The sequence below is a fragment of the Nitrospira sp. SG-bin1 genome, from assembly GCA_002083365.1.
In the GTDB taxonomy this organism is placed as follows: Bacteria; Nitrospirota; Nitrospiria; order Nitrospirales; family Nitrospiraceae; genus Nitrospira_D.
Genome location: LVWS01000033.1, coordinates 267136 through 292617, shown reverse-complemented (window position 1 = coordinate 292617; position 25482 = coordinate 267136). Strand labels below are relative to the sequence as shown.

General features: G+C 58.4%; 25 protein-coding genes and 1 pseudogene. 12 read left to right on the top strand and 14 right to left on the bottom strand.

Annotated elements, in window-relative coordinates; all coding sequences use genetic code 11:
* Window positions 1–9: 9 nt before the first annotated feature.
* Window positions 10–2415 carry a hypothetical protein gene (locus A4E19_05815; GenBank protein OQW32869.1) on the bottom strand — a complete coding sequence of 802 codons (2406 nt, stop codon included), beginning with the start codon at window positions 2413–2415 and terminating at the stop codon, window positions 10–12.
* 307 nt (window positions 2416–2722) lie between these two features.
* Here A4E19_05815 and A4E19_05810 point away from each other — a divergent pair, with 307 nt between their 5' ends.
* The 7 genes from A4E19_05810 to A4E19_05780 all read left to right on the top strand — a co-directional run bounded on the left by A4E19_05810 (window position 2723) and on the right by A4E19_05780 (window position 11315).
* On the top strand, window positions 2723–6406 hold the full coding sequence (locus A4E19_05810; protein OQW32868.1) for a hypothetical protein: 3684 nt from the start codon (window positions 2723–2725) through the stop codon (window positions 6404–6406).
* A 171-nt stretch (window positions 6407–6577) separates the two neighbouring features.
* Window positions 6578–8434: a GTP-binding protein TypA gene (locus tag A4E19_05805; GenBank protein OQW32867.1), complete on the top strand. Its 1857-nt coding sequence runs from the start codon at window positions 6578–6580 to the stop codon at window positions 8432–8434.
* On the top strand, window positions 8431–9183 hold the full coding sequence (locus A4E19_05800; protein ID OQW32866.1) for a hypothetical protein: 753 nt from the start codon (window positions 8431–8433) through the stop codon (window positions 9181–9183). The genes A4E19_05805 and A4E19_05800 overlap by 4 nt, the downstream gene beginning before the upstream one ends.
* Window positions 9184–9355: 172 nt before the next feature.
* Window positions 9356–9826 carry a peroxiredoxin gene (locus A4E19_05795; protein OQW32865.1) on the top strand — a complete coding sequence of 157 codons (471 nt, stop codon included), beginning with the start codon at window positions 9356–9358 and terminating at the stop codon, window positions 9824–9826.
* Between the two features lie 78 nt (window positions 9827–9904).
* Window positions 9905–10237: a hypothetical protein gene (locus A4E19_05790; protein ID OQW32864.1), complete on the top strand. Its 333-nt coding sequence runs from the start codon at window positions 9905–9907 to the stop codon at window positions 10235–10237.
* A 99-nt stretch (window positions 10238–10336) separates the two neighbouring features.
* Window positions 10337–10816, top strand: a complete 480-nt coding sequence (locus A4E19_05785; protein OQW32863.1) for a hypothetical protein — start codon at window positions 10337–10339, stop codon at window positions 10814–10816.
* 43 nt (window positions 10817–10859) lie between these two features.
* Complete coding sequence (locus A4E19_05780) at window positions 10860–11315, top strand: hypothetical protein (GenBank protein ID OQW32862.1); 456 nt, start codon at window positions 10860–10862, stop codon at window positions 11313–11315.
* A gap of 310 nt (window positions 11316–11625) precedes the next feature.
* On the opposite strand, the gene A4E19_05775 is transcribed toward A4E19_05780, so the two are convergent.
* Window positions 11626–11955 carry a hypothetical protein gene (locus tag A4E19_05775; GenBank protein ID OQW32861.1) on the bottom strand — a complete coding sequence of 110 codons (330 nt, stop codon included), beginning with the start codon at window positions 11953–11955 and terminating at the stop codon, window positions 11626–11628.
* 284 nt (window positions 11956–12239) lie between these two features.
* Between A4E19_05775 and A4E19_05770 the strand changes: the two genes are divergently transcribed.
* Window positions 12240–12470: a CopG family transcriptional regulator gene (locus A4E19_05770; GenBank protein OQW32860.1), complete on the top strand. Its 231-nt coding sequence runs from the start codon at window positions 12240–12242 to the stop codon at window positions 12468–12470.
* Window positions 12454–12717 carry an addiction module antitoxin gene (locus A4E19_05765; GenBank protein OQW32859.1) on the top strand — a complete coding sequence of 88 codons (264 nt, stop codon included), beginning with the start codon at window positions 12454–12456 and terminating at the stop codon, window positions 12715–12717. The genes A4E19_05770 and A4E19_05765 overlap by 17 nt, the downstream gene beginning before the upstream one ends.
* Before the next feature lie 426 nt (window positions 12718–13143).
* Here A4E19_05765 and A4E19_05760 read toward each other — a convergent pair.
* From A4E19_05760 to A4E19_05745, 4 genes and pseudogenes are all read right to left on the bottom strand, one after another.
* Window positions 13144–13542: pseudogene (locus A4E19_05760) on the bottom strand (6-pyruvoyl tetrahydropterin synthase).
* 80 nt (window positions 13543–13622) lie between these two features.
* A complete protein-coding gene (locus tag A4E19_05755) occupies window positions 13623–14237 on the bottom strand; it encodes a hypothetical protein (protein ID OQW32858.1) in 615 nt (204 codons plus the stop codon).
* An 18-nt stretch (window positions 14238–14255) separates the two neighbouring features.
* A complete protein-coding gene (locus A4E19_05750) occupies window positions 14256–15536 on the bottom strand; it encodes a hypothetical protein (GenBank protein OQW32857.1) in 1281 nt (426 codons plus the stop codon).
* A 99-nt stretch (window positions 15537–15635) separates the two neighbouring features.
* Complete coding sequence (locus A4E19_05745; GenBank protein OQW32856.1) at window positions 15636–16061, bottom strand: rubrerythrin; 426 nt, start codon at window positions 16059–16061, stop codon at window positions 15636–15638.
* 244 nt (window positions 16062–16305) lie between these two features.
* Between A4E19_05745 and A4E19_05740 the strand changes: the two genes are divergently transcribed.
* The gene (locus A4E19_05740) at window positions 16306–16797 is read left to right on the top strand and encodes a hypothetical protein (protein ID OQW32855.1); all 492 of its coding nucleotides are present in this window, start codon (window positions 16306–16308) and stop codon (window positions 16795–16797) included.
* 67 nt (window positions 16798–16864) lie between these two features.
* Entirely contained in the window at window positions 16865–17401 is a 537-nt protein-coding gene (locus tag A4E19_05735; GenBank protein ID OQW32854.1) for a hypothetical protein, read from the top strand.
* A gap of 37 nt (window positions 17402–17438) precedes the next feature.
* On the opposite strand, the gene A4E19_05730 is transcribed toward A4E19_05735, so the two are convergent.
* The 8 genes from A4E19_05730 to A4E19_05695 all read right to left on the bottom strand — a co-directional run bounded on the left by A4E19_05730 (window position 17439) and on the right by A4E19_05695 (window position 24120).
* Window positions 17439–18125, bottom strand: coding sequence for a hypothetical protein (locus tag A4E19_05730; GenBank protein OQW32853.1), 687 nt, complete (start codon window positions 18123–18125; stop codon window positions 17439–17441).
* A 109-nt stretch (window positions 18126–18234) separates the two neighbouring features.
* A complete protein-coding gene (locus tag A4E19_05725) occupies window positions 18235–19092 on the bottom strand; it encodes a hypothetical protein (GenBank protein ID OQW32852.1) in 858 nt (285 codons plus the stop codon).
* Window positions 19093–19137: 45 nt separating this feature from the next.
* The gene (locus tag A4E19_05720; GenBank protein OQW32851.1) at window positions 19138–20385 is read right to left on the bottom strand and encodes a 6-phosphofructokinase; all 1248 of its coding nucleotides are present in this window, start codon (window positions 20383–20385) and stop codon (window positions 19138–19140) included.
* A 104-nt stretch (window positions 20386–20489) separates the two neighbouring features.
* Window positions 20490–21869: a hypothetical protein gene (locus A4E19_05715; GenBank protein ID OQW32850.1), complete on the bottom strand. Its 1380-nt coding sequence runs from the start codon at window positions 21867–21869 to the stop codon at window positions 20490–20492.
* Window positions 21853–22077, bottom strand: coding sequence for a hypothetical protein (locus A4E19_05710; GenBank protein ID OQW32849.1), 225 nt, complete (start codon window positions 22075–22077; stop codon window positions 21853–21855). The genes A4E19_05715 and A4E19_05710 overlap by 17 nt, the downstream gene beginning before the upstream one ends.
* Window positions 22078–22091: 14 nt before the next feature.
* Window positions 22092–23063, bottom strand: a complete 972-nt coding sequence (locus A4E19_05705; GenBank protein ID OQW32848.1) for a hypothetical protein — start codon at window positions 23061–23063, stop codon at window positions 22092–22094.
* Window positions 23060–23500: a hypothetical protein gene (locus tag A4E19_05700; protein ID OQW32847.1), complete on the bottom strand. Its 441-nt coding sequence runs from the start codon at window positions 23498–23500 to the stop codon at window positions 23060–23062. Before A4E19_05700 ends, A4E19_05705 begins: the two co-directional genes overlap by 4 nt.
* 20 nt (window positions 23501–23520) lie before the next feature.
* Complete coding sequence (locus A4E19_05695; protein ID OQW32846.1) at window positions 23521–24120, bottom strand: hypothetical protein; 600 nt, start codon at window positions 24118–24120, stop codon at window positions 23521–23523.
* A gap of 362 nt (window positions 24121–24482) precedes the next feature.
* Between A4E19_05695 and A4E19_05690 the strand changes: the two genes are divergently transcribed.
* Window positions 24483–25439, top strand: coding sequence for a hypothetical protein (locus A4E19_05690; protein ID OQW32845.1), 957 nt, complete (start codon window positions 24483–24485; stop codon window positions 25437–25439).
* The last annotated feature ends 43 nt before the right edge of the window (window positions 25440–25482 follow it).

The window sequence follows — 25482 nt, the reverse complement described above, 5'->3', positions numbered from 1 at the left end:
CAGGAGCTGTTACAAACTCCCCTCTCCGACCGGTTGTCCTTCAGGGATCTGGTCCAGCTTGTAGAAATCCGTCGGATCGAGTCGACGCTGCGCCGATTGAGTCGGTTCGCTGCCCTTCGTAAAGAGCTCGACCGTTCCCTTCTGCCCTTCTCCTTCTTGTTCAGATTCCAGCAATCCTGTGGACGCATCCACCTTAACGAACGTCACCCCGTCGGGGATTTCGAACGGCACGACAGGAAGTTGCTTGAGCGCCTCCTTCATGAACGCGATCCAGATCGGCAAGGCGGAACGGGCCCCCGTTTCACTTTCTCCGAGCGAGCGACGGTCGTCGAATCCGACATAGACACCGCACACCAGATTTGGTGTTCCACCGATGAACCAGGCATTGATGTAGTCGTTGGTCGTGCCGGTTTTCCCGGCGATCGGACGCCCCAACGCCTTGGCGGCTTGCCCGGTTCCCCGTTGAACGACATCTTCCATCATGTTGGTAATCAGATACGCGGTTTCTTTGGTGATGGCTTCGTGGGGCTCGGGCTCCGTCACTTCGAGTGTCTTCCCCGTGTTGTCCTTGACCGATTTCACGGCAAAGGGTTCAACTCGAACCCCTTGATTCAGAAAGACGCCGTACACCGAAGTCAACTCCAGCAATCCGACCGACGATGTGCCCAGCCCCAGGGACAGGTCGGCGGGAAGCGGACTCGTCACTCCCACGGTGCGGGAGAAATCGATCACATTCTTCACGCCGACGTTGTCCAACAAGCGAACCGTCGCAAGATTGTGTGACTGCGCCAGCGCATCACGGAGACTCACCATGCCGTGAAATCTCCGACCGTAGTTCTCCGGTTTCCAAATCTTGTCCTCCTGTTCCTGCTCATAGACGACCGGCGCATCGAGGATTTGTGTGGCGGGACTCAATCCCTGGCTCATGGCCGTGGCATAAATGAGCGGCTTGAACGCGGACCCTGGTTGTCGATGCGCCTGAACCGCACGATTGTATTCACTGCGCGAGAAGTCATAGCCGCCCACCATCGCGCGGATCGCCCCCGTTTTCGGATCGAGGGCAATCAATCCGCCCTCGACGATCGGCGTCTGTTCCAGTGTGAGCAACACTCCGTCCTTGGTGAGCTTTTTCACGCCGATTTCGATGACATCTCCCGGCTTGAGGAGTGACTTGAGATTCGGATTCACCACGAAATCCACGGTGGGGTCCGGCCCCTTGAGCATCCGCTTGGCCCAGGCCATGTCCTCGAACGCCAGCTTCGCGGTGAACGCACCGACCTGAACCACATAGTGATCCTTCGCAACCTTTAAGACGACCCCCTCACCCAGATATCCGGGCTTGAGCAGTTGATCCCCCTGTGCCGCAGCTGAGGGCTGGAAAGTCTCCACATCCACGGTTCGCCGAGGTCCTCGCCATCCTTCCCGTTTGTCGAGCTCGCGAACCCCGTTCAAGAACGCGGACTCCGCGGCTTTTTGCATCTCCAAATTCAAGGTCGTGTAAATTTGGAGGCCCCCCTTGTACACCATCGACTCCCCATACTTCGCCACGAGCAATTGGCGGATGTATTCGACGAAGTACGGTGCCAGATGTTCGCTGCCGGACCGACGGAAATTCAGCTTCTCACGGGCGGCCGCTTCCCGTTCCGCCGCGGTGATAAACCCCACCTCCTCCATTCGAGCGAGCACATGCTCTTGACGATTCTTCGCCAAGTCATAGGCGCTGAAAGGGGAAAATCGGCTGGGTGACTTCGGCAGACCGGCCAGGAAGGCGGATTCGGCTAGGTTCAGGGCTCGGATGTCTTTCCCGAAATAAGAATGAGCGGCCGAGCCTACGCCGTAGGCGCCTTGCCCGAAGTAAATTTGATTCAGATAGGTTTCGAGAATCTGTTCTTTTCCCGAGACCACCTCCATCTTGTAGGCCAGGATGAGTTCACGAATCTTCCGTTCATAGGACCGCTCAGACGAAAGAAAGAGCGAACGCGCCAATTGTTGCGTGATCGTGCTGGCGCCTTCGACCTTTTTCCCCCCGTGGCGAATGTTCGTCCAGGCCGCCCGCAGCATCCCGATAAAGTCCAAGCCGGGATGTTCGAAAAACCGCGCGTCCTCCGTCGCAATGATGGCCTGGGTCAGCGTCTTGGGGATCTCGGGCAGCGGCGTCAGAATGCGTCGCTCGATGAAAAACTGGCCGATGGGCTGGCGATCGTCCGAATAGACGGTGGTGACCAAACTCGGCTGATAATTTTGAAGCAGGTCGAGCGAAGGCAGATCCCGGGAAAAATGCCAGATGATTCCCGCGACCGTCGTCGCCCCGACGATACTCACACCCACCACACTGATCAGAGCGATCTGCCACCAGCGCAGGCGACGGCGTGGCCGTTCTAAGCTCATTTCAACGAATCGACTATCTTTTGGCATCGGGGTTGGGGTCCTGTCGACGTGTGTCTGAGGTACGCAAGAACTTACAACGCGCCTTGCGAAAACTCAAGCAAGATGGCGATCAAGCCTTCAGCAGGACTTCCTGCTAATGCGGCGTTTCATATCCCCTAATAGATTCCGCAACCTCTCCTCACACCCAAACGGCACAAAAAACGCTTTTTACTTTCCATCTGACGTTCCTCATTGTACTTAAGGATTCCTGTCCCGACATCGTCGGACATCTGATACAGGGCAATCCGTAATCCTTGACTCGGATCTATCCACGCACCAAGGATGGAAACACGCTATGCAGAGCGCCCCGCTGCCTGAGAACGAACCGTCCCGTCTCGGCGAATTACGACGATACGAGATCCTCGACACGCTGCCGGAGGCAGCGTTCGACGATTTAACCGCGCTTGCCGCCCAGATCTGTGGGACACCAATCGCACTGATTAGCCTCATCGATACCCATCGCCAATGGTTCAAATCCAAGGTGGGAATTGACGCCACGGAAACGCCACGCGACATTGCGTTCTGTGCCCATGCGATCCATCAATCCGACCTCTTCATTGTGCCGGATGCCGCCGCCGATCCGCGCTTTGCCGACAACCCGCTGGTCACGGCAAACCCGAACATTCGATTCTACGCGGGACTTCCACTTGTTACCCACGACGGCCACGCGCTGGGGACCCTCTGCGTCATTGATCGAATCCCCCGTGAACTGACTGCCGAACAACGACAAGCACTCACTACGCTTGGACGTCAGGTCATGAGTCTGCTGGAACTCCACAGGCGTCAGATCCAGCTGGAGGGAGCTGCGGCTGCAGCAGAACAGGCCAGGCTCACTCAAGCCAAACTCGGCTTTGCCCTCGACCATGGTCTCGATGGAATGGCACTGCTCAACCGAGAGGGGCGCTACACCTACATGAACCAGGCCCATGCCAAGATGTATGGGTACGAGCCAGCCGATTTGATCGGGCAGCCATGGACTGTCCTCTATACATTCGAATGGCAGCGCAGAATTCAAGACTCGTATTTTCCGATTCTCCTTGATCAGAGCCATTGGTGCGGCGAGCTCATCGGGAAAAAGAAATCCGGTGAGAGTTTCTCCGTCGAGATTTCCTTGGCCCTTCTTCCTCCACACAATGCCCTGGGTGATTGGTTGCTCTGTACCTGCCGAGATATTACGGAACAGAAGAGAATAGAATCGATCGTCAAAGCAAATGAAGAGCGGCTCAGCCTGGCCGTCAACGCCGCAAACGTTGGCATCTTTGAGCACGATCACCGGAACGACAGGCTCTACTGGTCGCCTATTCTGCGAGACATCTACGGTGTGAACCCCGCTGAGCCGGGCTCCCTGCAGCGCTATCTCAGCCTGATTCACCAAGCTGATCGCGACCGAGTCCTCTCTGCAGTGCGACAGGCCCATGACCCAACCGGAGACGGGGAGTTTCACATCGAGCACCAGATTGTCAGGCCCGATGGAAAGATTCGACACCTGAGCCTGCACTCCCATACATCCTTCGTCGGTGAGGGTATGACACGAGTTCCCACCCGTACGATCGGTACGGTCATGGACATCACCGAGCGGAAGTGGGCGGAAGCGGGCGTGTGGGAGCGGGAGGCGCGGCTGCGCGCCATTGTGGACCATGCCGTCGACGGCATCATCACCATCACTGAACGCGGCGTAATCGAGTCATTCAATCCCGCTGCCGAACGACTCTTCGGCTACAACTCTGAAGAGGTGTGCGGACAAAACGTCAAGATCCTCATGCCCGAACCATATCAGAGCCAGCATGACGGCTATCTGGCCCACTACCAGCAAACAGGACAGGCCAAAATCATAGGAATCGGCCGAGAAGTGCTCGGCCGCCGCAAGAATGGCTCCACCTTCCCACTCGATCTTGCCGTCAGCGAAATACGTCTCGGCGACCGCCGCCTCTTCACCGGCATCACCCGGGACATCACCGAAAGAAAAGCTGCCGAGTCGAAACTGGAGCAAGCAGCCCAAGACATGGAAATCCGCAATCAAGAACTGACAGCAGCGCATGAGCAATCCCTTGCGGCCACACAGGCCAAAAGCGAATTCCTCGCCTTCATGAGCCACGAAATACGCACGCCCTTGAACTCGATGATCGCGATGGCCGACCTGTTGAAGGGTACGTCACTCTCGGTCGAGCAACAGGAATATGTCGGCCGGTTCAGCCGTGCCGCGACCAGTCTGCTTGATTTGCTGAATGACATCCTCGATCTCTCCAAGATCGAGGCCGGCCACTTGGAGCTTGAATCGACAACTTTCGATCTCCGCGATCTCATCGAGAAGACCGCCGAGCTCATGGCCGTCCGTGCCCATGCGAAACGGCTCGAACTTGTGGCGTTCGTGCATCCGGAGATTCCGACTTTCGTCACTGGAGATCCCACGCGTTTGCGCCAAGTGCTCGTCAATCTGATCGGCAATGCCATTAAATTTACGGAACACGGAGAAGTCGTCGTTCGACTCGTACCGGACGAAACCCACCAAAACAGTATCCACTGTTCGGTCTCCGATACCGGTATTGGGATTCCCGAAGACAAGCTGCAGATCATTTTCGACCGCTTCACTCAGGTGGATTCTTCAACAACCAGGCAGTATGGTGGCACCGGACTCGGCCTGAGTATTTCGAAGCGCATCGTGGAATTGATGGGAGGCCGGATACAGGTTGAGAGTCGCCTAGGGGCTGGCACCACATTTACGTTCGTTGTGCCGTTGCCGGAAGCCCTCGGCCGAGACACCCTCTCGCCGCAGCCGAGTCTTGACCTATGTGGGCGACGCATTCTCGTCGTAGACGATATCGAGATCAATCGGGTCGTGATACGAGAGTATCTGTCCCGATGGGGCGCCTCAGTGATCGAGGCCGATGGTGGGACAGCGGCTCTGACGGAACTAGACCGCGCTGAGCGCGAGGGGCAGACCATCGACCTCGCGGTAGTAGACTACCACATGACAGGCATGAACGGATTGGGTCTCGGAGAGGCTATCCGCAAACGACCTCGTTACACGGCATTACCCTTGATCATGCTGGTCTCGGACATGCTTGGAGAGGCCTCACGACAAGCCGCCGCCCTACGAATCGCCAGCTATACCTACAAGCCCATCAGCCGCAAGCAACTCCTCGAAGCACTGGCGTTCGCACTGGGCCTAAGACCGACCGTGCCGGTAGCAGCGGATCATGACCAGACCGGGGAGCAACTGGGCAGCCTTCGTCCGCTTCATATCCTGCTCGTCGAGGATCTTCAAGAAAACCGCGAAGTGATGAAACTCTATCTGAAGGCGACCCCCTATCGAATCGAGATGGCTGAAAACGGCCGGATCGCCCTCGAGAAGTTTCAAGCAAGCACCTATGATTTGGTCTTCATGGATATGCAAATGCCGGTGATGGATGGGATGCAAGCCACGGCGGCCATTCGCCGCTGGGAACGGGCGCAGCAGCGCCGACCGACGCCGATTGTGGCCCTGACCGCCAATGCGTTCAAAGAAGAAGCAACCAAGAGTTTGGCCACCGGCTGCACTGCCCATCTGACGAAACCGATCAAGAAGCAGGTGTTGCTCGACACGATCCACCTCCACACCGGCACCGTCGAACGAGACGCTGCCGATCCCGCCACGGCTACCATCGTCACTAATCGTGCTCCGACGAATGAGACATCGAATGGAGAGACCTGTATCGTATCGATTGACTCCGACCTCAAACCGCTGATGCCCATGTTTCTCGCTGGCCGAAAAAAGGATATCGTAGACATGCGAGAGGCCTTGGCTCGGCATGACTTCCACACGACCGGCCGAATCGCACACGGCATGAAAGGTGCTGGCAGTATCTATGGCTTTGAGCGCGTCGTCACTCTGGCCACATCGATTGAGCAGGCAGCAACGGCGGGATCAGCCGCTTCTATCGAGACCGACCTTGATCTTCTTGTCACCTACCTTGAACACGTTCAGGTTGTGTTTGTCTAGCCAGGCGAGAGCCCCTGGAACGTCCACACAGAACAACTCCCGTTGGGGAAACAAGATCACGATCAAAGGGAATATCCTACCTTGTGAACACGAGATGCTTCGGTTATACTTTGAGTGACGCCTCGGCAGCGGGGCGTCTTTTTTTTGTCACCCGCGGAAACGACTACGACTATGTCAACGATACGTGCCCCTCACGACCGCCGGAACGATATCCGCAACATCGCGATCATCGCCCACGTCGATCACGGCAAGACCACGCTGGTCGATGCGCTGCTGCGCCAAACCCATGTCCACCGCAAGATCGACGATATGGGCGAGCGCATCTTGGATTCGATGGATCAGGAGCGTGAACGCGGGATCACGATCCGAGCCAAAAACGCCAGCGTCATTTACAACGGGGTCAAAATCAATATTGTCGACACTCCGGGCCATGCCGATTTCGGCGGCGAAGTGGAGCGGACGTTGCGCATGGTCGACGGCGTGCTGTTGCTGATCGACGCCAAGGAAGGCCCGATGCCGCAGACGACCTTCGTGTTGCGCAAGGCGCTCGCGCTCGGACACAAGGCCATCGTCGTCATCAACAAGATCGATCGGCCGGACGCCGTCATCGACGACGTGGTCAACCGCACGTTCGACCTCTTCGTCCATCTGGGAGCCACCGACGAACAACTCGATTTTCCCATCGTCTACACCTCGGCGATCAAAGGCACGGCCACGCTGGACATCAACAAGCCCGGCGTCGCCATCGCCCCGTTGCTCGACGTCGTGCTGGAAAAAATTCCGGCCCCGGCCATCCACGCCGACGCGCCGCTTCAGATTCTAGTCCTGGCCCTGGCCCAGGATTCGTATAAAGGCAAGTTGGGCATCGGGAAGATCCAATCGGGATCGATCGCTCGGCGGCAAAACGTGCTGGTACTCGGCAAGGACGGGGCACAGATCCCCGGCAAGGTCTCGGACTTGGCCGTTTACTCCGGCCTCGAACGAACGGATACGGAGCGCGCCGAAGCGGGAGAAATCGTCGCCGTGGCGGGACTTGACGAGGTGAGCATCGGCGACACCATTGCCGATGCCGAGCACCCGCTCGCCCTCCCTCGCGTGACGATCGATGAACCGACCGTGCAGATGACCTTTTCCGTGAATAACAGCCCCTTCGCCGGCCGGGAAGGGAAGTTCCTCACCTCGCGTCATTTACGTGAGCGCCTGTTTAAGGAACTGGAAACCAATGTGTCGCTCCGCGTCAGTGAAACGGACAGCGCCGATCGTTTTCTCGTGGCAGGCCGAGGCGAACTTCATCTCGCGGTGTTGATCGAACAGATGCGCCGCGAAGGATACGAACTCCAAGTCTCGCAACCGGAAGTCATTCTCCATCGGGAAGGCGGCGCCGTCATGGAGCCGTACGAGGAGTTGACCATCCAGGTTCCGGAGACCTATCAAGGCACGGTGATCGAAGAAATAGGGAAGCGCCGGGGTGAAATGCGGCACATGCGGCTCATCCACTCCGATGTCGGGACCAGTGAAATGCACTTGGAGTACCATATCCCGACGCGGGGCATCATGGGCTTAAAGAACGTGCTGCTGGCCAAGACGCGTGGAACCGTCATTATGCACCATGTCTTTGCCGCCTATGAGCCGGCGGAAGAACGGGATCTCATCGTCGCCCCGCATGGGTCGCTCGTGGCGTTTGAAGACGGCGTCAGTACCGGCTATGCCATCTTCATGACCCAGGAACGCGGCGCCATGTTCATCGGACCCGGCGTCGAGGTCTATCGGGGAATGGTCGTCGGCCAAAACAGCCGGGATGAAGACCTCGATGTGAACGTGTGCAAGGAAAAGCACCTCACCAACATGCGAGCCTCCGGTTCCGACGAAGCCTTGGTGCTCACACCTCCGCGTGAAATGACCTTGGAGTTCGCGCTGGAATATATCGGGGCGGATGAGTTGGTGGAGGTCACCCCGCAGAACCTGCGCTTGCGCAAGCGCCTGTTGCACCCGGAAGATCGTCGCAAGGCAAAGAAAGCCGCAAAATGAGGATTCGAAAGAAGTCGCCCAAGCCATCCGCCAAACGACCGCCTCTCTATTTCATCGGCTATCGTGGCACCGCCCCCTCTACCGAAGAGGTGAAGCTCCTGTATGAACGGGAGTATGGCGTTCCTTTGGCCATCCGACATGAAGAGGGATCGACCGAATCCTGGCAGGCGACGCACGGCCCTTGGTCGGCCCACGTCGTGATGCCGCTGCCGATGAGCCATGTCGCCGAGGTCATGAAGCAGTTGGCCTGGGAACATGACCTCATGGGTGCCGTCGCACCGTCCATCGTCTCCCCCCGCGACATGCCGGATACGGTTCTCCTTGCCGCACGCCTGGCCCGCTGCCTGACCCTCTTGTCACAAGGCACGGCCTATGACGTCATTACACAAGCGTACGTGAATCCTACGGACTGGCAGCCTCGGACGCTCACGAGTTTTCTTCTGGATGACCACGTATCCATCGTCCATGACGATACGTCTCAACCGGACCGAGTATGGTCCTACTCCCTCGGCCTCAGCAAATTCGGGCTGGACGAGGTGGAAGTGTTCATGGCGAAAGGACTGCCCGACAGCGCGGCGAAGGAAATGTTGACGGAGTCCGCCGGCGAATTGCTGCGGGCGGGACAGTCCCCGAAAGTCGGAACGGCGCTCGACCTTCCTCAATTGCGTCGCACGATCCGCATCCGGAATTACCGGACCGCCGCACCCGCCGGACGGATGCTGGGATTCCGAGAACTTCAAACCTCCTAAGTCCATCGAAAACTCAATACGTTATCATTCTCTTCCGCATGCTAGGCCTATCGGACCGTTGACATCCTTTGAAACCACAGGGTACAAGTTTATGGTTCAGGGTGGGGTCCTGCCAATCCGAGACCTCAGTACAGCATCACCCATACAGATGTTTTAATTAAGGAGGTTTGCGATGAGCGACGTAGCACCGGAAATCAAGGTGGGCGATACAGCACCGGACTTCAATCTCAAGGATCAAGATCAGAAGGACGTGAAGTTGAGCGACTACAAGGGCAAGAAGAACGTCGTGCTCTGCTTCTATCCTCTGGATTGGAGCCCCGTGTGCCAGGGTGAAAACAAGTGTCTGACCGACGACTTCCCCCAGTTTCAGTCCGCGAACGCAGAATTGTTCGGCATCAGCTGCGACAGCTTCTTCTCGCATAAGGCTTGGGCGGATTCGCTGGACCTGAAGCATCGCCTCTTGTCCGACGTCCATCGGACGACCGCCAAGCAGTATGGCCTCTACTTCGAACCGCTGAACTGTTCCAAGCGCGCGACCGTGATCGTGGATAAGAACGGGAAGGTCGCCTACGTGAAGGTGCAGGAGATCAAGACCGCGCGTGAGGACAAGGAAATCCTCTCCGCGCTCTCGAAGCTGAACTAACGATACAGGACGGAGCACGAGGACTGAGAACTGGGGGCTCCGACCCTCAGTTCTCAGCACTGGTTCTCAGCACCCGTTATGAGCGGAATCGTCGAAGACGTCAGCGACGCCAACTACAAGGAATTCACCGAGAGCGCCGGCGCGATCGTTGCGTACGGCTTGGCCACCTGCGAGCCTTGCATGGCGTACGATCCCATTCTTGAAACGACCGCCGCAAAATTCCCCGGGATCAAGATCGGCAAGGCCAAGATGCATGTGCCGGGGCGTTGTCGTGAAATCAAGAAGACCCATACGTTCGAAACATACCCCACCACCCACTTCTTCGCGCATGGTAAATTACTGCTCGCTCGTGAAGGAGTCGTCGAGCCGGCCGAACTCGCCGCACTCATTTCAGATTACTTACTCAAGTAGCACCGATGCCGCATCGTGAGTGTTGCACTCAAGAGACATCCACGACCGCCGGACCGACAGCAGCGTGGTGCGGTCAATGAGCCAGGAGGTGAGCGGAGCATGAACAAGACCATTGCCGCATTGGTATTCGGCATGACCCTGACCCTGTCGATGCCGGCCGGCGCCCACACGGACGAATATTTCGAGTCAGTCGAGGCGCCTCATGGCGGGCAACTGCGCATGACGGGTCCGTTTCATCTGGAGTTGGTGACCAAGGATGGAGACCTGACCGTCTACGTCACGGACCACGCCGACAACCCCATCAGCGTCGACGGCGGCCTGGCCAAAGCCAACGTCGAAAACGGAGCCACGCGGACACAGGTCAACTTGCACCCCGTCGGAAACAACATCCTCAAGGGATCCGGCACCTTTTTGCTGACCCCCGGTACCGTGGTGGTCGTGTTCATGAAACTGCCGAATCAAGACGGCTATGCCGCCCGCTTTACCCCGTTGAAGCCCAAGGGCGAACCGGGGGCGAAAGCCCCGTCTCATGCTGACGATGCCGGACCTCACCACCATCATCATCCCCCGAAGCATTGATGATCGAGTTCATTATGGAGCCGGCTTTCTAGGAGGATCGATCATGACACATCGGCTGCGGAACGTGGCTCTCTGCGCAACGCTGCTCGGTGCGGTGCCGGCCGGAGCCCATTCGGCGAAGCACTCAGAACCCGTGAAGGCTTTTCACGGAGGGCAATCGCTTGCCGCGGGACCTTATCATCTGGAGCTGGTCGCCAAGGACGGGGAGCTGCTGCTGTATGTGATGGATCATTCGGACAAGGCCATCGCCACCGGTGGAGCAAGGGCCAAGGCCACCATCCAGCACGGGTTCGAGAAAGACACGACTCAGGTGGAGTTGGAACCGTCCGGTGACAACATCTTGAAAGGCACCGGTTCATTCACGATACAACCCGATACCGGAATCATTGTCTTCATGAAGCTACCGGAACGAGAGGCGTACGCCGCCCGCTTCACTCCGCTCAATGCCAAGAGCGGAGCCGCATCAAAAGCCGAGTCCCTTCACAAGGGGAAACAGTAGTCACAGCCGTTTGGGCTCAACCGTGAAGACATCAGGGCAGCAGGTTGGATGAAGGCTTGTCGAGATAGGTCAAGAGCGCGATCAACCCCGCGCCGATCAGCAGCCACACGAAACCGCCTTTCCAATTTCGCTGGCTGAACGCGAAGACACTGATCAGAAACAGGAGCGATCCCACGATACCGATGAACAACGAGCCGTTCGCACTCATGACTCTTGTGTAACATGTCCGGAGGAACGAACTCCAGAGAGGTGGAACAGCGTAATGACACGCCCCTTTGAAACTGCAGTTGATAGAGATACTTCTGAAACCCTACAAAAACCTTCCCAATCCCTTCAGGCTGACCGAGATCGCTACGGCATCGGCGATGGCGTTGCGATACTTGAGCTTAAGCAACGGTGACAGTTTCTCTTGGGCGAGTTCTTCCACTCCCACTTGGACGTATTGAGCGAGAACAAAATCCAGAAAGGCCTGCTGTTTACGATTGAAATGAGCACTGATCTCTGGTTTGGCTCTAGCCGCCCGCTCCTCGCGCGTGAGTGGAACTAGGGCATAGGCTACATGGGCCAGCACGTCGAAGAGGTCGCTATTCTCAGCATCGATGATCCGTTGCATTTGGCGAGCCGATCGAGCCAGAGCCATCTGTCCATCCCATCAGGATCACTGAAGTGGTGGTGCGCCTTCACGAAGTCGTAAATCGTAAACTAGCCCTTTCCGTCATAAAGCCCGGTTCCCCCGCCTTACGCGTTTTTCCCGGAAGAAACCAATGCTACCGAAGGGAAAGAAACTCCACCCTTCGACAAGCTCAGGATGAGGCAAAAGATTCTCGTCACAGACATGTGAAGAGACAGGGCATGGTGAGGAGGTGAGTGGCATCCTAACGTCATGATGCTATAATGCCACAGTCATATATGAAGGAGAGCGTCATGCCATCGGACACCCGCACGACAATCTACTTGAAGCCCAAAATCTATCGAGCCCTCAAGGTCAAAGCCGCCACCACAGACCGGTCCGTATCAGACTTGGTCAATGCCGCCGTGCTGGAATCTCTTCGAGAGGATGCCGTGGATCTGGAAGCATTTGAGCGCCGTGCGAAAGAGCCGTCGCGCTCGTTCGAGAAGGTTCTCGAGGAATTGAAGCGTGACGGAACCTTATAGGATCGTCGTTAAGCGATCCGCCGAGAAAGAGCTGAAGGCAGTACCTTCAGCTGACCTCAAGCGGGTCGTCGACCGCATTCGAGGCTTGGCCCAACAGCCTCGGCCATCGGGATGCGAAAAGCTCTCAGGCGAACCCGAGCGTTATCGCATTCGTCAGGGTGACTATCGCATTGTCTACGGCATCGACGATGTCGCCCATCTTGTTGAGGTCGTGAAGATCGGACATCGGCGCGAGGTCTATCGTTGAACTATGCCCCGTTATCAGGGCGAGTGTGATGATGTCCTTTTGACGACAGCCTGATTCAGGGAAGCCGTCCACTTAGCCCGCGTAGTCGTAGGCCAGATCGCGGGAGGGAACCAATCGGACGTTGGTTAAGGTTCCTTGAGCGAGGCGGGAGGAAAGTTCCTGCCAAATGTCTTGAGCCAAAGCTTCACCTGTCGCAGCCTGGCGATTCAGACCGAGCGACAGATCCTGCTGATCGAATTTCTTAACAACACGGTCCTCCACCAGTCGATCCAAGGCTCCGATATCGGTGACCATGCCGGTCACGGGGTCGATCCTCCCGCGTACCGTCACAAAGCAATCCCAGTCTCGCCCCTGCTGATTGTCCCGGGCCGCATTGAAGGTGTAGCGCCTGGTCACGGCGGCGGCATCCGGAAGGTCGGCGGCGGTGACCTCAGCATAAAGATCTTCGTCCTCGCAGAGTCGAAGGGTGTGGAGAGCCCCGATATCCCGCGGGACAGCCAACTTCGTCCACAGCACGTGCGCGAAATTTTCCGAGGTGGGAATCCGGTCCTTGAAGTAGGGCATGTCCAGGTTGAGGTTCTTGTGATCGAATTCTTCGATCACGTCGAGGAGCACCCGCTTGAGGTCGAACAGATTGACGACCATGCCGGTCTTCGGATCGATTTCGCCGGACACGGTCACTTCAAGCAGATAATTATGCCCGTGCGCCGGAGAGTTGTAGCAACGGCCGAATACAGCCCGGTTCTTCGCGTCATCCCATTCCGGCCGGGCATAGCGATGCGCGGCGGCGAATTCGATACGTTTCGTCAGTAAAACAGGAGGCATGGTGTTGAATCGTCAGCCGTGAGTTTTTGGTTTCAACGCGGCTCGGATATGACGAAGAATGGAACAACAAAACTACCACTTCATTTCAAGTCGGCCAGCCATTCTTCTCTCATGCTGCCGGGCACCTGGACCTCTTCGCGGTAGTCGCCATGGTGTACTCGAATTGTAACCGGCCGTGTCAGGTCCGCAAAGGTCCTTTTCATCGAGGCCGTCGGCCGAAACTTGACGAAATGGACCGCGCTGATCTTGGTTTCGTGGCTTCGGCCGCCTTCGAATTCACCGAAGGCTTCTTCTCCATCGGCGACAATGGCCACCTTGTCTCCGTGATCCAGTCCCATGAACTGATCGAGCCGTTCCTTGATCCTCGCGTCCTCCGTGATCTCGATCAACAGCGTCGCGCTCAACTCCCCCGGCCCCGGAAGAAGCGCATTGTACACATTCAACTCATCCTGAACCTTGGCCGGGTCGAAGATCCGTTCGACGCGGATCATCTCCTGAACCTGGAACCGTACCGTCTCGCGATTCTCGAACACCATGGTGAGACAGGGACCGACCGAAATGCGCCGCCGCTGCTTCAGCGCGATAATCTTCGCTCGAAAGGCTTCGCGCTGCCGTTCATACTCCTCATGAGGAATGACCTCTTCCGACGCGATCGCCTTCACCGATTGCCTCCTGCCTTCTCCTTCGCCCGGCATCAACGCCGACGCTTCCCTTCACTCCGAACTGGGAAGTCCATAGGCATCGCGGACGATCTGGATCGGATGTTGCACGCTTGTTCCTCCCGCGTGAGCCGCCGCGCCGGCCTGATCCAACTGCAATCCCGCGAGAGGGCAATCCGACGCGACGAGATCGGCCGGCCGGGACTCAATGGCGCGTACCGCCTTCCCCGCGATTTTCATCGACAGCGGAAAAAATTCCGTCTTCGCGGACCACGACCCGTCATGCCCGGAACATTGTTCGATCAGCTCGACCTGTGCCCCGGCGCACTCCATGAGTTCCTTGGACTTGAATCCGATGTTCTGGTCGCGGAGATGACAGGGAATCTGGTACGCGACTCGCCCCGGCTTCATCGTGAAATCGGTCGTCAAATGACCGCTTTTCTTCATCGCCATCAGATATTCACAGACATCGAAGGTCCGCTCCGCCACCTGTTTCGTCTGCTCATCACGTTGGAGCTCGGGATACTCCCGTTTCAACATCAAGCTGCAACTGACGGCCGGTACCACCACATCGTAACCTTGCAGCACCCACCGGTGCAATGACGCGATGTTGCTCCGAGCCGCCTCTTGAATCGCCCGGGTATCCCCGATATCGAAACTGGGCATCCCGCAACAGCGCTGCTCGGGTACCACCACTTGGACTCCGTTCTTCTCCAACACCTGCACCGTCGCCTTGCCGACATCCGTGGCCTGATAGTTCACAAGGCAACTGGCAAACAAGGCGACTTTGCGGACAGGCGGATCGGCCATGGTCGCCTTGGCTCGACGGCCGAACCAACGGGGAAAGGTCTCTCGGGAAAAATGCAGGAGCCGGCGGTCCCGATGAATCCCCATGACTCGTTCCAAGAGGATGCGCACGAGCCGATTCCCCAACAAACGGTTCGTGATGGAGGCGGTGGCACTGCCCAGTCTTCCGATCGCATCGGTCATGATCAACAGGCGATCGCGCCATCGAACCCCCCGCTCCGCCGCAAGGCGCTTCTTCCAGGCGACCATCAGGTGCGGAAAGTCGATTTCGTAGTGATGGGGCGGCGTATAGGGACAATGATTGAAACAGAGCTTGCAGTAGTAGCATTCGTCGACGACTCGATGATGGTCGGCCGGAGTGAGCTTCGCGACATCACCCTCGTACCCGTCGATTCGATCCAGCAACGTGTTGAATGAAGGGCACAGATTGAAACAGCGCCGGCAACCGTCGCAGACCTCGTAGATCCGCAGGGTTTCTTTATCCAGCTGCTTGGCGTCGATGGGCGAAATCAGGCTGATGCCCTTCATGATTCGTCTCTTCGGAAAACAATCAGCGGCCAGCCCTCGCCGACGGATCCTCGCCACGTCGCCGAAAACTGACCGCTGAACGTGAGCTGATGCGTGTCGTTAGCTCTTCAGAGTATCCAATCCCTTTTGAAACCGATTGGCATGGGACCGTTCGGCCTTCGCCAAGGTCTCAAACCACTCAGCCAACTCAGGAAACCCTTCGTCCCGCGCGGTCTTGGCCATTCCGGGATACATCTGAGTATATTCGTACGTTTCGCCCTCGATGGCGGACTTGAGATTGGCGTCGGTGTTCCCCATCGGCACACCCGTGGCCGGATCGCCCACCTCTTTCAAAAAGTCCAGGTGGCCGAAGGCATGACCCGTTTCAGCTTCCGAGGTGTCCCGGAAAAGCCCGCCGACGTCCGGATAACCTTCAATATCGGCCCGCCGCGCGAAATACAGATACCGTCGGTTCGCCTGTGATTCCCCTGCAAACGCATGTTTCAGATTGTCGTGACTCTTCGTCCCTTTTAAGCTCTTACCCATGTCATCCTCCTCGTTGTTCGAAGGCCCACCCTTACCCTCGCGAAGATTTTCGCCGTTGGTAAACCGGGCACTAAGATAGCGCAGCCGTCGCCGGAGGTTCAAGGGGATTCGCGACCGCAGGACCGACCGTTATCGGAAGCGGTCGTCGAGAGTGCCCGACAAGCGAGCTGATGTTTGTACGGCCGGGGATATGCTAGACTTCCACGGCTGAGATGGAGGAAAACCTTTATCCTCGAGGACTCATGTGAAGACCACTTTTCGCCACTTCCTCTACCGAACCGCCGGAGTCGTCTCGTTGTTCATCCTCTTTCTATCCGGCTGCGCACAGGACCCCTATCAGCGTCGAGCGGATGTCATGAAAGACCACGTCGAGAACTTCTACACGCACCTCAAAGCCAATCGAGTCGCGGCGGCGGTTCACGAGAACGAACAAATCGAAGCCATGGCGGACCAGATGGCGGACACCGTCAGGAAGCAGGGGCAGGCGCAGGGAACGTCGCAGGTCGAGCGGGAGTTCGCGCTGATGAAAACGGCGCGAGGAACGGCCGCTCAGAACTGGATTGCATTGGGACAATATTTCGCCATCAAGCAGCAGCCGGAGAGAGCCCGTGCTTCCTATCAACGCGTGATCGAGACCTACCTGGAACCGACGGAACGCCCTTACCGGGAACAGGCCGCCCGAGCGTTGAAGGACTTGGAGATCGTGTCGGAGCCCGTTCCCGGCTCGACTCACTGATCGCGCAAATCCGAACCAGGCGGGCGGAACCGCCGCGCCCATCTTTTACGTGCCGATGACCCGCTCGATGCCGTTCAAGATCTTCCTGCTGGCCATATGGGTCGCATGCGCGGGCTGTGTTCATCGTATTCAGATGGCGCCGCTGCACCCAAACGCGCCGTCCCTGACCATCCCGAGAACCGTTCAGGCGGTCATCGGACCCATTTCAATGGAGGGTCCGGACCATCGGCCCGGCATTGCCTTGTTGGAATGGTCACAGCTGGACTTGACTCAGGCGATCCTCAGATATCTGCAACAACGAGGCACCTTCGTTTCAGTGTCGCCCGATCCGGCAGACTTGACCATGGATGTGGCCACGAAGCTGTCGCTGACGTCCCGACAAAATCGTTACCATTACCGCATACTGTTACGAGCGGACATGAGCGAAGCCGCCGACCTGATTAAGTCCTATCGTACCGAACAGACGGCGGTGGGATCATCGGCACGGTGGGTCACGGCTTCGGACCGTGATCCTATCCAACAGGCGTTACAAGCGGCTTTGGACGACCTCATGAGGCAGATCGAGGCGGACGGACCACTCTACACCAGTCGCAAGTCGGACTGAGCCATGCACCGGTCACAAGGACTGTCCCTGTCAACGGTCAGCCGGCGGTAAGTTCGGGGGGTTGGCCCAGGCTCGGAGCTTTGTGCCCATCGGCTTTGTTGCTCGAACCGTCCGCCGGACCTTCCACATACTCCGGACAATCGAGGCGGAATGCCTGATCTCCGAACGCGGCATTATAGAAATCACAGTGATGCGGTTGATCCGATTCCGCATAGGCATGCGGGCGGAAGTGCTCGCACGAGACGCACATGCGCGCCACAGGAATTTCTCCCTGCAATTGAAGCGCGCGAATCAGTTTCACGAGCGCCGTCAGAAGGGCGACCTGCTCTTGCATCGACAAATTCTCGGTCGCGGACGCCAAGATCTCCGGCCATCGATTTTCCACATGACCTGCCTTAGCTCCAAGCGAGGTAAGGTGCACGGTCACGACACGGTTGTCGAGTTCCCGACGACGCCGGCGGACCAAGCGTTTCTGCTCGAGCGTTCGGATGACTTCGGAAGCGGTGGGCAGCTTCACCGAGAGTTCGCGGGCGATCGTCGAGACGGTAGCCGAGTGATTCGGTCGAGATCGGAGAAAGGTCAGCACTTGAATTTGCAAAGGACCGATCCCCTGCCGTCCCTTCCGTCTCCATGCACGGCTCTTCATCGCCAAGCCGATTTTTGAGAGTCCCGTCACCAAACGATCGGGGAGCGAGTCTTGATCGATCTTCGTGAGTGCTGTCATAGTTCCCTCTCCTAATTGTTACCAGGGGAGGGCGGTAGTCTATTGCGCGCTCCTCCTTCCCGTCAAGCGGTTCCGCGAGCCACTGGCCATCCCCTACTTAAGATGATCATCACCGCACCACGAGTACTCCGCAGTGGGCATGCTGCACCACGCGGGACGAGACGCTGCCGAGCAGCACACGGCGGAGGGCGCCCATCCCCTTCGCTCCGGTCACAATCAAGTCCGCCTTGTCCAGTTTAGCCACCGTCAGGATTTCGTCCGCCGGCTTCCCCAGCCGCAGGGCTTCACGGACTTGGAAGCCGGATTTCGCGAGCTTATCTCCATAGCGCTGCACCAGCGTTTTCCCGCTTTCCTTCACTTCGGGATACTTAAAATAAGGGACCGCGTGCGTCACGGTGACCAGAACCGGTTCGCGATCCGGACCGTCGGGGGTCGGATTGACATGGCGCATCAGAAACTTGACCGCCTTGTCCGAAGCCGACGACCCATCGATCGCCAGGACGATATGACGGACGGGACGGGGGCGTTCCTTCACCACCAGGACCGAGCAAGGGGCATGGTGGATGGCATGGGTCGAAATGCTGCCCAGCATGAATCGGTCCAGGGCATCCAAGCCTCGGGATCCGATCGACAGCAGTCCGACACCGCGTTGCGCGTGCTTCATGATCGTGCCCGCCACGCCGCCTTGGTCGGTCGTCACGGTTCCGCCCAAGCCCAGTGTGGACAACAGTTCCTCCGCTTCTTTTTTTGTGGACTTCGCCGCCGTCTCCATCCGCTTGACCTCGGACTGGATGTACCGTTCAGTTCCGACGATCACCGGCTGGATCATGAAGGGGGCCCGAACGCTGGCCACGTCGATAACATGGAGCACACGCACCACGGGTCGGACGGCAAACGGCATCTCTGCCAACCACTCGATCGCCCACTTCCCATACTTCGATCCATCGGTCGCCACAAGAATCTTCATGTCAGATATCCTTTTATTCTGCGAATGCATCCCCGCTGTTCATATTCAGAGGACCGCGCCGAACCGTTCTCGAAACGCTTCGATGGACAAGTTTGCCAAGGCGGCATACCGGCCCGACGCATCCTGATTTTGCAAATCCCCCTCGGTCAGCCGAATCATGTATTGCCGGGCGATTTGATAAGACTGAGATTCGACATCCACCATCCTCACCCTGGTCCGTCCCGTCGAGGAATCCACCATCTGCTCGAACGGAATCGGAGTGAACCGTCCGTTTTGAATCGAGACCATGGCCGAAGTCCCGCCGTCGAGCAGATGTTGCGCGGCGCAATAGCCGAGATCACGCGTGTATTCGATGTCGTATGGAATGGGGTCGGCGCAACGAAGCTCATACCCGACATTTTTCGCCACCACGCTGGCGGAAAGCCCCATCCGGTGAAGCTGTTTCATCACTTCACGTCGCACCATCTCACCGATATCCACATCGTTCATTCGCAAATGGCCGTGTTCATCTCGCTCCACCTGCTCCATCCCGGCAAGATCACGCGGGTCGAGAATTTCGATCAGTCCTTCGGCCAGCACCGCAACCCCGTCGGCTCGGCCGTGATCCAACCGCTTCACCATGGCCCCGATCAAGAGATCGACGACCCGTTGCAGTCTGATCGGGCGCTCCCGAAACTCTTCCGGAATAATCGTCACCGTCGCCCCCGCCGCCTTCCCTATCCCCAAGGCAAGGTGGCCGGCTTTGCGTCCCATGGTCACGACCAGATACCAGTGTGAGGTGGTCCGGGCGTCTACCATGAGGTTTTTCACGATTTCGACACCGACGTGCCGGGCCGTTTGAAACCCGAACGTCGGAATGCCATGAGGCAGATCCAGATCGTTGTCGATCGTCTTGGGAACGTGCACGACTTGTAGTCTGCCGCCGGCCCGTTCCTCCAACGTCATCGCGGAGAACGCGGTATCGTCGCCGCCGATCGTCATCAAGCGCGTGACACCGAGTCGCGACAGGGCACACAACACGTTGTCGAGGGACTCTGCGCTTCTGGTCGGATTCGCGCGGGACGTACCCAAATGGGAACCGCCGCGGAAATGGATGCGGCTCACGTCTTCGATCGAGAGCGGCCGGACCTGTCCCGTCCCCCCGTCCATGAGCCATTTGAACCCATCGATAAGCCCCAGCACGTCCGACCCTCCGAGAAGACTGCGGATCGTGGCGGCGCTGATCACACTATTGATGCCGGGGGCCGGTCCGCCGCCGACGAGAATTCCGACGATTGGACGCTCCGCCGTCATCGGCCTATCTGTTGGGCGATCACCCGGGAGCACTCCGATTCCTCCATCATCTGGGGCATGGTTGTATACTCGATCTCGTCAAGAGGCAAGCGGTGCCGCTCGAACTACTCTGGCAGTTCGTCCAAGCCCACATGGGCGCGGAGTCGATTATAACCGAAGGCCGGTTTCCCTGACCGCCGGCGGCCCGGATCATGCCGTTCCATGTCGTCGATCAGATCACCGACCTTCGCCCGCAACGTCGAAGTCGCAGCCGCGTGCCGAGGCGTTTGGCCACCGAGCGCAAGGTGCGGCTGGTCCGACCACTCCAAGTAGACTTTCTCCAGGAACTGGTTGAGGAGCGTCCGGTCTTCCTCCGGCGTCACGACCACCGTCGGAGGCTCGTCGGACATGAGTTCGGCCACGGAGAGCTGCCGGGCCGGCGGTACCACCGTCTCGCCGCGGAAATGGAGGGAAAATCCCAACGAGGCCGCGAGTCGATGCTTGATCTGGTCCAACCGCGGCGGGCTGTCGCATTCGACGATGAGCTGAAACGCGGTGAGCGTGAGTCGGGCGACAAGCCGACCGTCCTCCCGCTGGACCCAGTGCTGGACCATGGGCGAATCCCCCGCCGCACCCCGCTTGTCATCCGCACCAGGCTTCTCCGTTTGAAATTCGTTCATCTCGGACAAGACTTGGGCGAAGAATCGAGGCTCGTGGTGGTCGTACAGGGCCACCGCATAGAGATAGGGCTGCCCGTCGGGATTGCGATATCCGATATGGACGACGGCTTCCACCAGCGCATCCAGCCGCAGTTGGGCAAAGGCCCAGAGAATCATGTAGCCGTATCGCTTGGCAAACTCCCTCCATTCCCCCAGGGCGAAGGATCCGGTCGTGATCTCCATTTCGCGGCGCCATTCCGATGTGATCGTGAGTAAGGCCTCCGCATCGGCTTGTGTCACTGTCACGCCACAGCCGGCCCATACGGCCTTGCCGGATTCCAGGGGGGTGTTCGGATCATGTATGACCCTTGTCAGCAACGGACGGTCCGCCGCAAGATCCTTCACGAATTCTCCCCAAGGGAAGACCGTCCTCGTTCCATCGGCCAGTGATTGAAGGGTGAGATCGCGACCAGATTGTGGCGGAGAAATCGGCTTGAGGACATCGAAATAGGAATGCTTCAGAGGATCGAGCCACTGCCGCTCTTCTTCGGGAATGTGTTCGGTGATGACATCTCTCAGCTGTTCGATGAGCGTGAGTTGTCCGTCATCCGGATAGTAGTCGCAGAACAGGTAGAGATTCGCCAGCTCGATTTCCTGTTCAAGGGGCGTGACCAGCCGTCCCGCGCCCCCTTCCAAATACGGCTTGAGCGCGCGAGCCTGTGCCAACTCACGTTGCAATCCGAATTCCGGTCTGCGGGACAGACTCTCCAGCCGCGACAGCACGCCGTCCAGGGACGGAGGTCGTGGAGTCCAAAATCCCGCCGCCCGGTCATTCGCGGGCTTCATGGATTTCTTCCATGACGATTTCTTCCGCGTCGAGCCAATCTCGAAGCGCGTTGCCCTCCTGGCGGCCTCGCTGTTCCCAAAGCTCGTATGCTTTCCGCGAGATCCGCTCCCACATTCCGTCCGGCAATGCGATGGGTTTGTCGGCTCGGGCCGGTGCGGAGGCGCGCCGACTCGTTGCTTTCTTGCTTGTGGGCCTGCGTGTTCCCATAACTCGCTCCTGGGTTAAACGTTGGTCGGCATCGAGTGTTCCGAGAGGACACGACGATGGCCTGACGGAAACTTCGGACTCCGGACGGTGAGAACAGGACAGGAAGATCTCCGAAGGACGGACTCCGCGACGCTGCCGAACAACAGATGAGACACGCCGCGGCGGCCATGAGTTCCCATGACGATCATACCCACGGACCGTGTTCTGGCCGCATCAAGAATGGAATCGGCCGGCAGCCCACCGGCCATCAGAGAATCGGCTACGAGACCGACGGAGCCGAGCGCGGAGACGAAATCCGATAACCGCTTCCTGATGGCCGTTTTGCCCGATTCCCGCTCGGCCATATGAGCGAGTGTAAAATCGAGTCCGTACGATACCGGCTCCAAGACGTGAAGAAGTGTCAGGGAGGCGTTCGATCGTCGTGCGATCAACGCGCCATACTCCACGGCATCGACCGAACAGTCTGAAAAATCGATCGGCACGAGCATTCGCTCCAGTGCCGGTTCCGGCTTCTCGATGTTCGAGCCTCCGTCTGCGCGCGGCTTTCCCATGGGAACCGTCAACACGGGACAAGGAGCCAGGCGAATGATTCGCTCAGCCGTGCTGCCCAGCAAGATGTGCTCGAGACCGGTCTTCCCTCTCGTTCCAACCACGATCAAATCGGTCTCTTGGTCACGCGCGACGGCCAACACTTCCTCGCTCGGGATTCCTGTTGCGATCCGTGATTGCGTGGAAATCCCCTGGGAGACCGCCCGCGCCTTCAGATCCGTCAATTTCTCCGTGGCTTCCGTCATCAAGCCATCCAGGTACTGCCGATTGACCGCGTAGTTCGGATCCATCCCCGGAGGAAATTCCAGCACGCTCATCACCGTCAGCGAGGCTCCCCATGACCGGGCCAACGCGCAGGCATAGGCTTCGGCCCTCGCCGACCCTGACGAGCCGTCGGTCGCAAACAGGATCCTTCGCTCCCCTGCCGATGCACTCACACCGCCTCCGCGCTCAACAGAAGCAATTCCCCGCTCATCGTCGGGTGAATGGAACACCGAAAGACATGCCGACCTGGACGCGTCATATCGAATCGTATCGTGGCCTCCCGTTTCGGATCGAGAAAGACGCCCCCCACGCCACGGCCGTACACCACCACGCCTTCTTTTTCAATCTGTGTCGGAATACCCTCGAACATGGTGGAGCTGAAATCATGTCGCTCCCCATCCTCGTTCCGTACCTTGATGACGGTGGGAAACCCCAGACGCAACGGACTCTGCTTCGTCACAAACCGAAAATCCTTGATCGTCACCTCCACCACCTGTTCGGATTGCGCCAAAAGGACGGCGCCATACAACAACGCCAAGCATGCCACGGATGCCATGGCTACCATCAATCCCACGCTCCGCCACCGCGCCCGATATTCTCCCATCGTCATGATGTCCTCCCTCCTGTTCGTCAGCCTGTCGTGTTCCGTTGTCCGGCGGATGTGGCAAGCGGCACGGTCAGTACGGGACACCCCGCGGTGCGAACGACTTTTTCCGCCGTGCTGCCGAAGAAAATTTTGTCCACGCTGCCGGACCGGCCACCATAGCTTCCCATCACGACCAGATCGATACTCCCCGTGCGCGCGACTTTGGCGATCTCGACGAAGGGAGCCCCTTCCACGATCAGGCGTGTGATCTTTACCTGTGCGGCGACTTTCGACTCCAACAACTGCCTTATGTTGAGACGGGCATGATGGCGCAAGCGCCGCCGTTGCGGGGCGGCATCGGACGGAACGGCCAGCAATCCCAATCGATGGAAGGCGGCCAGGGCGCTGATATCGATCACGTGCAGCACGAGCAGCACCGCCCCGCACAGCCGTGCGACCTGACAGGCAACGCGGAATGCTTCATTTGAACAAGGGGAGAAATCCACGGGAACCAGGATGGACTTGAAGAGATCACTATCCTTGTCCATGAACGATCCTCCCGTGGGAATTTGAGCAAGGGCGATGCCATGGACCAGAACTGATGGCTGATAGCTGATGGCTCGAAGACACCACGCATTTGTCACCTTCGCCTTGCCGTCAAGCCATCGACTATACGCTCCTCCTCCGCAAGAAGGGGCTCTCTGCCACAGCGATCTTTCGCTCCCTGTAGCAGAAAGCGCCAGAAGATGTGAGCGGATCGCCGGTGTGGCCAAAGTTTTTCCGCCGCAACACGACTGTTCCCTTTCACTCCTTACGCGTCTCCCTTCTCCGCTGATGATCTTCTTGTAAGCGGCATTGGACTTGCTGAAGATCCACTAGGAGAGCGGCATGACACGCGCACGGTGGCTCCTGCTGGGAGCGATAGGCTTAGGACTCGCAATCGTCATGTACCTTGTTTTCTTCTGCCCCGCAGATTGCCGGTAACGATCGGCTCAGAGGAAATAGGATGGCGACAGCTGCAGACTTGATGACGCTGGACATTCCCCGGAGCGATAGACACCGCACGGTCGGCGAAACAATTGAATCGCTTCGGGGCCGCAGATGGGATGAGGTGGGACATGTTTACCTGGTCGACGATCACGCCGTGCTCGTCGGACAGGTCCCGATTGAACGGCTGCTTCAGGCCGAGGAACAGACTGCGCTGGCCGATCTCGAAGGGCTCCCTCCCATCGAGGTACTGCCGGGCGACCCCGCCGAGACGGTGGCGCTGCGCGCGGTCGAACGCCATGACGCGGATGTCGCCGTCATCGATGGGAGACGGCGGTTGGTGGGCGCTATTCCGATCGGACGACTGTTGGCGCTGCTGCATGAAGAACATGTGGACAACTTTCTGCGCATGGGAGGGCTAAGCAGGATCGACCATCTTGATCTCTCGCTCGCAGGACAACAGACCCTCGCGGCCGTGCGTGCGCGTCTCCCATGGTTGATGGTCGGCCTCGCCGGAGGATTTTTGGCCGGCGGCGTGGCCTCGGCATTCGAAGGTTCGTTGAAACGTGAGGTCGCCCTCTCCTTCTTTCTCCCCTTGGTGGTGTACATGGCCGATGCCGTCGGGACTCAAACGGAGACCGTCTTGGTTCGCCGATTGGCCTATGGAGAAGTCGCGCTCTGGACTCAGCTGATCAGAGAAGCCTCGATCGGGGCGGCCATCGGAACGATTGTCTCGGTGGTCGCTGCGACGGGACTGTGGATGTGGAACGGGCAACCGACCTTGGCGATAGTTGTGGGTGCCTCGCTGGGGATCACGGCCGTCGTCGCCGCCATCATGGCCAGTGTGCTTCCGCTGGGACTGGTGCGCCTTGGCGCGGATCCCGCCTTGGCCAGCGGACCGATCGCCACCGTCGTGCAAGACATTTTGAGCGTGGGAATTTACCTCACGATCGCGACGACCTTGCTGCCCAGGTGATGCGTGGTGAAACGGGACGGAGGATCTATCCTTTGAAGGTGAC